Annotated in this window: 12 protein-coding genes; 6 read left to right on the top strand and 6 right to left on the bottom strand. The window is 67.4% G+C overall.

What is annotated here, in order from left to right; genetic code table 11:
- Positions 1-396 precede the first annotated feature (396 nt).
- From ACFWF2_RS32215 to ACFWF2_RS32200, 4 genes are all read left to right on the top strand, one after another.
- Positions 397-1,347 (top strand): DUF4344 domain-containing metallopeptidase, encoded by a 951-nt coding sequence (locus ACFWF2_RS32215; protein ID WP_379311263.1) that lies wholly within the window; start codon positions 397-399, stop codon positions 1,345-1,347.
- A gap of 123 nt (positions 1,348-1,470) precedes the next feature.
- On the top strand, positions 1,471-3,282 hold the full coding sequence (locus ACFWF2_RS32210) for a serine/threonine-protein kinase (protein ID WP_379311261.1): 1,812 nt from the start codon (positions 1,471-1,473) through the stop codon (positions 3,280-3,282).
- Between the two features lie 124 nt (positions 3,283-3,406).
- Positions 3,407-3,904 carry a hypothetical protein gene (locus ACFWF2_RS32205; RefSeq protein ID WP_379311260.1) on the top strand — a complete coding sequence of 166 codons (498 nt, stop codon included), beginning with the start codon at positions 3,407-3,409 and terminating at the stop codon, positions 3,902-3,904.
- A 389-nt stretch (positions 3,905-4,293) separates the two neighbouring features.
- Positions 4,294-4,695, top strand: coding sequence for a hypothetical protein (locus ACFWF2_RS32200; RefSeq protein WP_379311259.1), 402 nt, complete (start codon positions 4,294-4,296; stop codon positions 4,693-4,695).
- A gap of 46 nt (positions 4,696-4,741) precedes the next feature.
- On the opposite strand, the gene ACFWF2_RS32195 is transcribed toward ACFWF2_RS32200, so the two are convergent.
- Complete coding sequence (locus ACFWF2_RS32195) at positions 4,742-6,175, bottom strand: MFS transporter (RefSeq protein WP_379311258.1); 1,434 nt, start codon at positions 6,173-6,175, stop codon at positions 4,742-4,744.
- Between the two features lie 123 nt (positions 6,176-6,298).
- Between ACFWF2_RS32195 and ACFWF2_RS32190 the strand changes: the two genes are divergently transcribed.
- Positions 6,299-6,856: a TetR/AcrR family transcriptional regulator gene (locus ACFWF2_RS32190; protein WP_379311257.1), complete on the top strand. Its 558-nt coding sequence runs from the start codon at positions 6,299-6,301 to the stop codon at positions 6,854-6,856.
- Positions 6,857-6,863: 7 nt separating this feature from the next.
- Here the strand turns inward: ACFWF2_RS32190 and ACFWF2_RS32185 are convergent, their stop codons facing one another.
- The 4 genes from ACFWF2_RS32185 to infC all read right to left on the bottom strand — a co-directional run bounded on the left by ACFWF2_RS32185 (position 6,864) and on the right by infC (position 9,093).
- Positions 6,864-7,661, bottom strand: coding sequence for a TrmH family RNA methyltransferase (locus ACFWF2_RS32185; RefSeq protein ID WP_379311256.1), 798 nt, complete (start codon positions 7,659-7,661; stop codon positions 6,864-6,866).
- A 35-nt stretch (positions 7,662-7,696) separates the two neighbouring features.
- Complete coding sequence (rplT, locus tag ACFWF2_RS32180; protein ID WP_019046423.1) at positions 7,697-8,083, bottom strand: 50S ribosomal protein L20; 387 nt, start codon at positions 8,081-8,083, stop codon at positions 7,697-7,699.
- Between the two features lie 100 nt (positions 8,084-8,183).
- Positions 8,184-8,381 carry a 50S ribosomal protein L35 gene (rpmI, locus tag ACFWF2_RS32175; protein WP_218716546.1) on the bottom strand — a complete coding sequence of 66 codons (198 nt, stop codon included), beginning with the start codon at positions 8,379-8,381 and terminating at the stop codon, positions 8,184-8,186.
- Between the two features lie 31 nt (positions 8,382-8,412).
- Positions 8,413-9,093 (bottom strand): translation initiation factor IF-3, encoded by a 681-nt coding sequence (gene infC, locus ACFWF2_RS32170; protein ID WP_379311262.1) that lies wholly within the window; start codon positions 9,091-9,093, stop codon positions 8,413-8,415.
- 357 nt (positions 9,094-9,450) lie between these two features.
- Here infC and ACFWF2_RS32165 point away from each other — a divergent pair, with 357 nt between their 5' ends.
- Positions 9,451-9,792 carry a DUF1844 domain-containing protein gene (locus ACFWF2_RS32165; RefSeq protein ID WP_378856137.1) on the top strand — a complete coding sequence of 114 codons (342 nt, stop codon included), beginning with the start codon at positions 9,451-9,453 and terminating at the stop codon, positions 9,790-9,792.
- Positions 9,793-10,312: 520 nt separating this feature from the next.
- On the opposite strand, the gene ACFWF2_RS32160 is transcribed toward ACFWF2_RS32165, so the two are convergent.
- Positions 10,313-11,169: ATP-binding cassette domain-containing protein (locus ACFWF2_RS32160; protein WP_379311255.1), on the bottom strand; the 857-nt coding region annotated here is incomplete at its 5' end.

Raw genomic sequence — 11,169 nt, 5'->3', positions numbered from 1 at the left:
GCCCGCGGGGTGCCGCTCGTCGCGCTTCGGCCGGGAAGCAACAGGGAAACATGTTGCACAGACACAGGTCTCCGTCATCGGGAGTCGATGCCGGTCTGTCAGTCCACCACGAAGAAGTCCGCGCGGTTCGTCGAACGTGGGGAAATCAAGCAGGACAACCGGATCAGCAAGATATGCACGGGGTGAGAAAAGGCCACGCTGGTGGTGGCGGTCGGCCTGGCGATCGATCCGGTTGAATCAGAATGACAAGGGCCGCTGATCCACCGCGAAGTGCACGAATCATTTCTTCCGCCTGGTAGCAAACAGATACGGTTCCACGCGAAGACAAGCGGCGGCAAGTTCCGCGGCTGCTATAATTTTTCTACGCTCTCGCATTTCACGACCTGGTCTGTGGAGATGATGTCGATGGCTGCACCGCATAACTTGCTCCACCGATGCGCGGCGGTTGCCGCATTTTCACTTGTAGTGACCGCGGGGTGTGCATCGAATGGCGAGAACCCGTCGGCGCCGGAAGCCACGGGTGCCACGACCAGTCAGGTACCCGACACGGGCAAGTTCGTACCGGAGTACGAGCATGCTGCCCTGTCGGAGGAGGCCAAAGCAGGCCAGGACATCGCCCGCGACAACGAGGTGATCGAGGACCTGGCCGAGGCGATGGGGAAGATCTACAAACTACCCAAAGACATCCCGATCGTCGGCATGGAATGCGGCGGGTTCAACGCGTTCTGGGATTTCGAGGCCGACCAAATGGTGTTGTGTTACGAGATGTTCAAGTTCGCCGAGGACTACGCCACCTTGCAGGCCGAGGGCCGCGCCGATTACTTCAATCTGTACTTCGATGGTGTCACACGGATGATCACCTTCCATGAGTCCGGCCACATGGCGATCGATCTGTATTCGCTGCCGACTACTGGACGCGAGGAGGACTCCGCCGACCAGGTCGGCGCGCTGTTGCAGTTGACCACGCCCGGGCCGGCCGGGGTGGCGGGTGTGGCAGCGGGGGCGGACTTCTGGTTCGACATCGCGGACGATCCGGCAAGCCTGAACGCCCAGGCGTTCGCCGACGAACACTCCCTCAACCAGGTCCGCGGCTACAACCTGCTGTGCTGGGACTACGGTGCTCTCCCCGACGTACTCGGCCCGCTGGTGGCCGAACCCGGAGCACCGGAGCAGGAGGGGCGGCTGCCGGCGGACCGCGCGCAGGAATGTCCCCAGGAGTATCAGAAGATGCTCGCGTCGTGGACGACACTGCTCGAACCGTACATCAAGGTCGAACTCGGTGTTCCCGCAGAGATGGCGAGTGAATCCCCGGGGGTGACGCCGCCGACCACGACCGGAGCCCGGTAACCCACCGCATCCCCCACGACTCGGATGGGATCGTTCCGGTCCTGACCCCCTGCTGGGCACCGCGCCCTCACGCGGGTGGTTCGCGCAATTATCGGGACAGATCGGGAAGGTGGTGTAGACGGTGTGAGCGACGCTTTGGCCCCTGGCGTGACGGTCGCCGGCTACACGATCGAGCGTGTTCTGGGCCGGGGTGGGATGGGAACGGTGTATTTGGCCCGGCATCCGACGTTGCGCCGGAAGGTCGCCCTGAAGGTTCTCGACTCGTCGTGGCTGGAGGACGACTACGTGCGTAGTCGCTTCGAGTCCGAGGCCGACCATGCGGCGCTGCTCGAGCATCCCAACATCGTGACCGTCTACGACCGGGGCCAGGAGGGAGATCGGTTGTGGATCGCGATGCAATACGTGCCGGGGGTGGACGTCAGGACTGCGGTGGCGTCCGGGCCGCTGGAGATCGGCCGGGTGGTGCGCATCATCACCGAGACGGGGTGGGCACTCGATCACGCGCACCGGGCGGGGGTTATCCATCGGGACGTGAAGCCGGCGAACATTCTGTTGACCGCAGAGGCTCCGGAGCGGGTGTTGCTGACCGACTTCGGTACAGCCAGGACGATCGATGACACCGCGCACCTGACGAAGACGGGGATGCTGGTGGCGACCTTGCACTACGCGGCTCCCGAGCAGATCACCGGCGACGATCTGGATCATCGGGTGGATGTGTATGCGCTCGGCTGTACCCTTTTCCAATTGCTGACCGGGGTTCCGCCGTATGGCGGTAGCGCGCCGTCGGTGATGCACGGTCATCTGCACGAGCCGATCCCGCGGCCGAGTGAGATGGTGACGGGTCTGCCGGTCGACTTCGACCTGGTGGTCCGGCGTGCGATGGCCAAGAACCGCGACGACCGGTACTCGTCCTGCCGGGAGTTGAGCGAGGCCGCACATGCCGCGGCGTCCGGTTTCGCCGACGTAGAGACCCGGCCCGCTGGCCCGGCTGTCGACCTGACCGGACCGCCCGCACCGGCCGGGGCGATGGCGGCCGGGAGCGTGGTCGAGGAGGTGGCCGCACCCGGCTCGGGTGGGCGGCTGCGGCGGTGGCGCCGGCGCTCGGTGCTGGTGGCCGCCCTGCTTGCGGTGGTGGTGGCAGCAGCGGCGTACGTGCTGTGGCCGACGTCGCCGAGCGGCGGCGAGCAGACGGTGGTGCCGTTCAGTAATCTCGACGATCCGTACGGGGTGGCGGTCGATGGTGATGGGAACGTCTACGTCAGCGATTACGCCCGCGACCAGGTGGTGATGTACGAGCCGGCGTCCGGCACCCAGCGGACGCTGCCGTTTACCGGCCTCTCCCGTCCGATGGGCATCGCGGTGAGCGCCGAGAACACCGTGTATGTCGCGGACTCGGTGAACAACCGCGTCGTCGCCCTCGCACCGGCCAGGGGACAGCAATGGGACCTTCCGTTCAGCGGGTTGAACGTACCGGTCGCGGTCGCGGTGCGCGGTTTCGGGGACGTGTACGTGGCCGATGTTCTCAACAACCGGGTGGTGGTGTCGCCGCATGCCTCGTCCACCCCGGTTGTGGTCCCGTTTCCCGTCGTGATCGGTCCGTACGCGGTGGCGGTCAACGACCGGGGCGATGTGTATGTGACCACGGCGAACACCGCCGTCAGTGTGCTCGGCGCCGCGACGAATACCGTGTCGGTGCTGCCGTTCGACGACGTCGACGGGGCCACGGGTATCGCGGTCGGCCCGAAAGGTGAGGTGTATGTCGCCGACAACGGGCACAACCGGGTCCTGATGCTCTCCCCCGGTGCCGCGGAACCGACCGTGCTGCCGTTCACAGGGCTCAACGCCCCGGTCGGCATCGCGCTCGGCCCGCAGGGCGAGGTGTACGTCGTCGACGTCGAGAACACCCGCGTCGTCATGCTGCCGGCGCAGAACTGACCCACACGGCTCATGTCGCGCACCAGCCGATCCGCCGCGGCGGCGTCGCCGCGGCGGGCGTTCGCCACGGAGTAAAATCCAGAGGAGCAGTCTGGTAGCAGACCGCATCGTCGAGGGGGTTCACGTGGCTGAACTCTGGCATGTCATCACGGCTGTGATCGCCGGTATCGCAACCTACTTGGTCGTGACGGTTGCCGTCCTCCTGTTCGACTCCGATGTCCTCACGCATCCGGTGGTGGTGTTCGGTACCGTCGCGTGGGCCGTGGCAGCCGGGGTCGGTGTCTTCCTGTGGATGCGTGGGCGCAAGCGCCTGGAAGGCCGAGCCGTCACCGACGTGGTCGAAGCGGGCGCGCTACCGAGTGGCGCCACATCGGCCGACTGGCGTCCGCGATTGGCGCGCCGGCACCGCAACCTCGTCTGGTCGATCAGGCTGGATGTCGCGCTGCTGATAGCTGTCCTGATCGGATACGGGATAGCCTTCACCCAGGGGTATACGCCAGGCCGCGGTGACGCGGCACTCCCCTTCCTTCTGCTTCTCTACCTGGGTTGGGCGATCCACGACCTCCGCACTGTCAACCGCCTCGATGGAAGTCTCGGTCAGCAGCGACCCGGCACCACCTGAGGCGGTGGGCATGAGTGCCGACCGCGGCGCGTCGTGCTGGTGCTTCGCATCGCGCTGAGCGGCCCCGGGAAATTCGAGGGAACCGAATGGGCTCGCGCCCCGTCCAACTGTTCAAACACATCAGCGTGTTCGACTCGAGAACAGGACGACTCGATGCCTGAACAGACTTGCGACTCGACCCCGCCCCAAGACCGGCGCACGCGACTCACCGCTGCGGGGAGTGGCCTGGCACGGTGCGGACTCGGCATCCGGCCTATCGGCCGACGCCCCTTCCCGCGTGCGGCCGGGTTGTGCGAACGGCCACAGACTTCCCCCGAGCCTGGACCCCGCAGCTCGGAGGACCTCGATTGAGACGACTTCCGGTGCCGGGTCGCCGGTCGGAGCCCTCGGTGCGGCGGTTGTATGTGCGGTTCCAGTCCGCTCAGCCCAACCGGCACGGGCGATTTCCCGGCGTGTTCGCCCTGGTCAACGGCCTGTCGTCGGAGGGTCGGCTGACCGTTGAACAGGAGCGGTTCCGGCGCAGTGGCAACGACTGGTTCGCCGATCATCTGGTGAATCCGTACGAGGTGGATCGGCGGGTCTACGACCGCGACCGGCATCCCGGCGCGGCGGCGTGGTTCAAGTCGACGGCGCTGCCGATGATCGACCGGGTCAGTGGGTACCTCGATATCCTCGATACCCACGGGATCGCTTGGGAGCGGCTGGATTCCGATACACCGGGGATCATCCTGTACGAGGATCCGCAGCAGATCGTCGCCCTGCCCGAGGTGATCGCCGCGGTGGGCTCATAGGGGAACGATGGCCCGCGCGCCGAGGTGGGCACGCGGACCATCCGGATCAGACGGACTGCCGGGTGTGGCGCGGCAGGAATGCCGCCACCACCGCCGCGACGGCGACCAGTGCCGCGCCCACCCAGACCGCGGGGACGAGGCCGTCGACGTAGGCCTGGGGGTCGGTGTAGGAGCCGTGCGAGGCGAACACCGAGGCGAGCACGGCGATGCCCATGGCCACGCCCACTTCGCGGACGGTGCTGTTGATGCCCGAGGCCATGCCCTGGTCGGCCGGGGAGGCGCTGGCCATGACGATGGTGGAGGACGGAGCGAAGGTCAGGCCCATGCCGATGCCACCGAGGACGAAGGGGGCGACGAAGGCGACATAGGCGACGTCGGTGGTGGTGATCAGCGCCATCCAGGCCAGCGAGACCGCCAGCAAGACCTGTCCGGTGGCGATGAGGACGCGCGGTCCGACGCGGTCGACGACCAGCCCGGCCAGCGGCGCGACGACCATCGGGACCATGGTCCACGGCATGGTGCGGATGCCGGATTCCAGCGGCGAATAGCCCTGCACGACCTGGAAGAACTGGGCCAGCAGGAAGATCGCGCCGAAGACACCGGCGGAGAAACCGAAGGAGACGAGGTAGCTCAGGCTCAGTCCGCGCGAGGCGAACATGCGCAGCGGGAGCATCGGGTCGGTGACGTAGCGTTCCCAGGCGACGAACGCCACGAGCAGCGCTGCGCCGCCGATCAGCGCGGCGAGCACGCGCGGCGCGGTCCAGCCGTCGTCGGCGCCGTGGATGACACCCCACACCAGCGCGAGCACGCCACCGGCCGAGAGCACCAGCCCGAGCAGATCCAATCGCCGTGCGGTGCCGCGTGACTCGGCGAGAACGCGCGCGGCGAACGGCAGCGCCAGCAGGCCGATCGGGACATTGAGCCAGAAGATCCACTGCCAGTTCAGCCCGTCGACGACCGCGCCGCCGACCACCGGACCGACCGCGACGCCCAGCCCGGCCAGGCCGCCCCAGATGCCGATCGCGGCGCTGCGCATCCGCGCGGGGACCGCCGCGGCGAGCAGGGTCAGCGACAGCGGCATCACCGCGGCGCCGCCCGCACCCTGGATCGCGCGGGCCAGGATCAGCATCCACGGCTCGGTCGCGAGCGCGCAGGCCGCCGACGCGGCGACGAAGACGGCGATGCCGGCGAGGAACACCCGGCGGCGGCCGATCCGGTCACCCAGGGCCGAGGCGGTCAGCAGCAGCGAGGCGAACGACAGCGTGTAGGCGTTGATGAACCACTGCAGATCCGAAAGAGACGCTCCCAGTTCGGTTTTGATCACCGGAAGCGCGTTCGTCACGACGAGGTTGTCCAGCGTCACCATGAACATCGGGACGCCGACGGCGGCGATCACCGCGCCCAGCGGTGCGGTCTTCGTGCCGCCGGGCGGCTGCGTGTCGGCGAGAACGGCATCGCCGGGTTCGAGTGTCTGAGTCATGTCAACCCTTGTTGTTATTCACTGATAACTAATATCGACCATAGTTATGCATCGACTGATAACATGTCAAGAGGCGACGGGACTTCGAGGAGGAACATACCGATGGGCGGCACGAGAACCCGGATGACCGCATCCGAGCGCAGCGCGCAGGTGCTCGAGGCCGCAGTGCACGCCTTCGCCGAATCCGGCTACGCCGCAACGAAAACCGATGAGATCGCCCGGCTGGCCGGTGTCTCGCAGCCCTATGTGATCCGGTTGTTCGGCACCAAACAGCACCTGTTCCTCGCCGCCCTGCACGAGGTGTGCGGGCGGATCGAGGCGGTGTTCCGCGGGGCCGAGGTCCCCCAGGACGCCGATACCGCCGAAGCGCTGCGCATCCTGGGCCATGGCTTCGACGTCTTCCTGGCCGAACGCGAACTCCCGCTCATGCTCCTGCACGGCGCCGCCGCCAGCGCCGATCCCGCGATCGGCGATCCCATGCGCGAGCGGTTCGGCCGGATCTATCGCCTGATCGGCGAGCTCACCGGCGCCGACACCCTCGAGTCACGCCGTTTCGTGGCCACCGGAATGCTGCTGACGATCATGACGGCCATGCAGGTCGCCGGGAGCGAGGCGATCCCGCTCCCCTGGGCCACCGAAATCCTCGACGATCTGCGCAGTTCCGCCGCGCCGGGGTGCTGACCGCCCGCTACTTCGCGTGCTGGACGCGGGCGCTCGCGTAGAGGCAGATCGCCGCTGCCGCAGCCAGATTCAGGCTTTCGGCGCGACCGTGGATGGGGATGCGGATGCGATGGTCGGCGCGGGCGGCGACGGCGGGATCGAGGCCGTGCGCCTCGTTGCCGAAGAGCCAGGCGACCGGTCCCGCGAGGATCTCGTCGGCATCGTCGAGATCGACTTCGCCGTTCGCCGCGGTGGCCAGGATCGTGACACCCGCCGCGGAGATCGCGTCGAGGGTGGCGGTGATATCGCGGCTGCGCGCGATCGGCACGTGGAAGACGCTGCCCGCGCTGGCCCGGACACATTTGCCGTTGTGCGGGTCGACGGTCTCCCCCGCGAGGATCACGCCGTCGGCGCCGACCGCGTCGGCGACCCGGATCAGGGTGCCCGCATTACCGGGCTCGGCGATCTCGACGGGGACGGCGAGCATGCGCGGACTACGGTCGAGGACCTCGCCGAGCGGCACATCGAGCAGCTCGCACACCGCGACCAGACCCGGCGCGGTGACTGTCTCGCCGAGGTGCTCGGCGGCGCGGTCGCTGACCAGCGTGGTGCGTACGCCGTCGGCGGCGGCACCGGCGATCAGCGCGGTCTCGCGTTCGGCCACGGCGAGTGAATAGAACAGCTCACGGACACGACCGGTCTCCAGCGCGGCGGTCACGGCATTGGCGCCCTCGGCGAGAAACTGGCCGGACTTGCGGCGCTGCGCGGCACGCTGGAGCTTGACAGCGGAAACGACCCGCGGATTGCGCTCGGAGAGCGCGTCCACGGGTCGTTCCGACAGATCGCTGTGTGTCGTCAAGCTCAGGCAGCGGTGGCCGGGGCGTTGACGTCGGCGGGCAGCGCGGCCTTGGCGACAGCGACGAGACCGGCGAAGGCCTCGGCGTCGGAGACGGCGAGCTCGGCGAGGATCTTGCGGTCAACCTCGACACCGGCGGCCTTGAGGCCCTGGATGAAGCGGTTGTAGGTGATGTCGTTCAGACGCGCGGCGGCGTTGATACGAGCGATCCACAGCTTGCGGAAGTCACCCTTGCGCGCCTTGCGGTCGCGGTAGGCGTAGGTCAGCGAGTGGAGCTGCTGTTCCTTGGCCTTGCGGTACAGGCGCGAGCGCTGGCCCCGGTAGCCCTTGGAGGCCTCGAGGATGGAACGGCGCTTCTTCTGAGCGTTGACGGCCCTTTTGACGCGTGCCACTTTTCAGTCCTTGATCATCTGGGGGCGCGGCGGGCGCCCGAGTTCGGTAGTTGTCGGCGTCCGGTTATCCCGGCCGCGGAATCGTCAGGTTGCGACGGTCTCAGGCGAGACCGAGCAGCCGCTTCACGCGGGGGGCGTCGACGGCAGCGACGGACTCCGTGCCTTCCAGACGACGAGTCCGGCGGGTGGCCTTGTGCTCCAGGAGGTGGCGACGGTTCGCCTGCTCGCGAAGCAGCTTGCCACTGCCGGTCACCTTGAATCGCTTCTTGGCGCCGCTGTGGGTCTTGTTCTTCGGCATGGATTCCTCTATCTAGTCGTTGAAATCGGTGTTACTGCGAGTCGGCCTGCGCAGCCTGCTCGGCAGGCGCGGTCGGCTCGACCGTCGCAGCCGGGTCGGCGCTCGCGGGACCGGTCGGCAGCGGACGTGCCGCCGGCGCCGATTCCTGCTGTGCCTTCACCCGCGTCTTCGCGCCCTTGTGGGGAGCGAGGACCATGGTCATGTTGCGGCCGTCCTGCTTGGCCGAGGTCTCGACGAAACCGAGTTCGGCGACGTCGGAGGCCAGGCGCTGGAGCAACCGGAAACCGAGTTCGGGCCGCGACTGCTCACGACCACGGAACATGATCGTGACCTTGACCTTGGACCCGGCTTCGAGGAAGCGCACCACGTTGCGCTTCTTGGTCTCGTAGTCGTGGTCGTCGATCTTCGGGCGGAGCTTCTGCTCCTTGATCACGGTCTGGACCTGGTTCTTCCGGGACTCGCGCGCCTTCTGCGCCGTCTCGTACTTGAACTTGCCGTAGTCCATGATCTTGCAGACCGGCGGACGGGCATCGGGTGCCACCTCGACGAGGTCGAGGTCGGCTTCGAGCGCGACGCGAAGTGCATCTTCAACACGCACGATCCCAACCTGTTCGCCGCCGGGTCCGATGAGACGGACCTCGGGAACACGGATGCGATCGTTGATGCGGGTCTCAGTGCTGATGGGGCCTCCTAGGTCAAGCGGTGTCGTCATAACGACCGCGCGCAATAACTGCAACCCCTGTTTCAACACGAAAGCCCCGTTGCGGTATTTCTCCGCGACGGGGCCCGATGTCGACCGATCGCCCACAGCCGATGCCCTCACGAGCTCGGTGTCGACCCCTGCGTGCCAGGCACACAGGAAACCCGTCACAGGGACGGGTGACCGGGACCGTTAGTCCAGTACGATTGCTCGCCGGTAACGGTGGGAGTCGGGCTCCACTTATCTGCCCCAGGCTTGCATGACACAACCAGGGGCGGTCGTCAGCGGACAGTCTAGCATCGCATTCGGCTATCGCCGAATCGGCCTGGCGCGGACGGGCCGCAACGGCGCCGAGATAGCCTTGTCGCCATGACTGACGAGCTCGATCCCCCCGTGCGCGACCTGGCCGACATCCCCGCCGTCGAGGTGATCAGCCGCGCCGCCGTGATGCTGATGAGTTCGGCCGCGGAGAAGCTGGGGCTGGCGTCGGAGGACCCGCACTCCGGGGCGCACGTCGACCTCGACGAGGCGCGCCGGGTGATCACCGCGCTGGCCGGCCTGGTCACCGCGTCGGTGGAGTACCTCGGCCCGCACGCGGGCCCGATCCGCGACGGTCTGCAGGCGCTGCAGCGCGCGTTCCGCGAGGCCTCCTCGGTGCCCGACGCGCCCGGCATGGGCCCCGGCGAGAAGTACACCGGCCCGGTGCACTGACCGGACCCGCGACCGGAGAAACGAAAAGATCCGCCGACGCGCACGTCGGCGGATCTTCGCGTCTACGGGCCAGGGCGGCCGCTATTTCGTCGAACTCAGGCCGCGGGGGGCGGCGTGACCGGCGGGGTGCCCGGCGTGACCGACACGGCCGAGCCGGAGGAGATCATGTTGGCGATGGCGCTGAACAGCGCCGCGCTTCCGGTATCCATTACTCAGGTGTTCCTTTCGATTCTGCCGGGTCAGACAGTCGGCTTGGTGGGCTCGTAGGCCACCGAGGACCCGCCACTGAGGAAAGACAGAATCTGGCCGATGAGCGCCGTGGTGGCTTCATCCATGGGGACGTTCCTTTCAAACTGCACGACATCCGCGATCGCGCCGCCCACGGGCGCGAGACACCACGGGATGCCGGTTCGACTAACCGTTACTGTCCGGTACTCCGGCAACGGTGAGGCGAATGCTACCCACCCGTGTTTCACTTTGTCGCGTTTTCGGGAAGTCCCGTCAGGCAGGCTATCCGGCCTCAGCGCAGCGCGGCCGCCTTTCGCGCCAGCCGCTTGGCCGCGGCCGTCTCGGCAGGCGCCTTCTTCGCCGCGGGCGCCGCTTTCTTGGCTGCCTTCTTCGCCGGGGGCAGCACCGGAGCCGGAGCGGCGAGCACCTCTTTGAGGAACTGTCCCGTGTAGCTGCCCGACACCTGGGCCACGTCCTCCGGCGTGCCCGTCGCGACCACGGTGCCGCCGCCGGAACCGCCCTCGGGACCCATGTCGACGACCCAGTCCGAGGTCTTGATGACATCGAGGTTGTGCTCGATGACGATCACCGTGTTGCCCTTGTCGACCAACCCGTTGATCACCTTGAGCAGCTTGCGGATGTCCTCGAAGTGCAGGCCGGTGGTCGGCTCGTCGAGGATGTAGACAGTCCGCCCGGTGGAGCGCTTCTGCAGCTCGGCGGCCAGCTTCACGCGCTGGGCCTCACCACCGGACAGGGTCGGCGCGCTCTGGCCGAGGCGCACGTAGCCGAGGCCGACCTCGACGAGGGTCTTGAGGTAGCGGTGGATCGAGGTGACCGGTTCGAAGAACTCGGCGGCCTCGTCGATCGGCATGTCCAGCACCTCGGCGATGGTCTTGCCCTTGTAGTGCACCTCGAGGGTTTCGCGGTTGTAGCGGGCGCCGTGGCACACCTCGCACGGGACGTAGACATCCGGCAGGAAGTTCATCTCGATCTTGAGCGTGCCGTCGCCCGAGCACGCCTCGCAGCGGCCGCCCTTGACGTTGATGGAGACGCGGCCGGGGAGGTACCCGCGGACCTTGGCCTCCATCGTCTCGGCGAAGAGCTTGCGGACGTTGTCGAAGACTCCGGTGTAGGTGGCCGGGTTGGAGC

The sequence above is a fragment of the Nocardia sp. NPDC060259 genome, from assembly GCF_042728775.1.
Lineage (GTDB): Bacteria > Actinomycetota > Actinomycetes > Mycobacteriales > Mycobacteriaceae > Nocardia.
The sequence above is the reverse complement of the archived record's forward strand: the minus strand, read 5'-3'. Positions and strand labels throughout refer to the sequence as shown.

Coding starts and splice junctions, on each gene's coding strand:
- ACFWF2_RS32215 (WP_379311263.1), top strand. CDS start 397: ATGATGTCGATGGCTGCACCGCATAACTTGCTCCACCGATGCGCGGCG.
- ACFWF2_RS32195 (WP_379311258.1), bottom strand. CDS start 6,175: ATGACTCAGACACTCGAACCCGGCGATGCCGTTCTCGCCGACACGCAG.
- ACFWF2_RS32190 (WP_379311257.1), top strand. CDS start 6,299: ATGACCGCATCCGAGCGCAGCGCGCAGGTGCTCGAGGCCGCAGTGCAC.
- rpmI (WP_218716546.1), bottom strand. CDS start 8,381: ATGCCGAAGAACAAGACCCACAGCGGCGCCAAGAAGCGATTCAAGGTG.
- infC (WP_379311262.1), bottom strand. CDS start 9,093: ATGACGACACCGCTTGACCTAGGAGGCCCCATCAGCACTGAGACCCGC.
- ACFWF2_RS32165 (WP_378856137.1), top strand. CDS start 9,451: ATGACTGACGAGCTCGATCCCCCCGTGCGCGACCTGGCCGACATCCCC.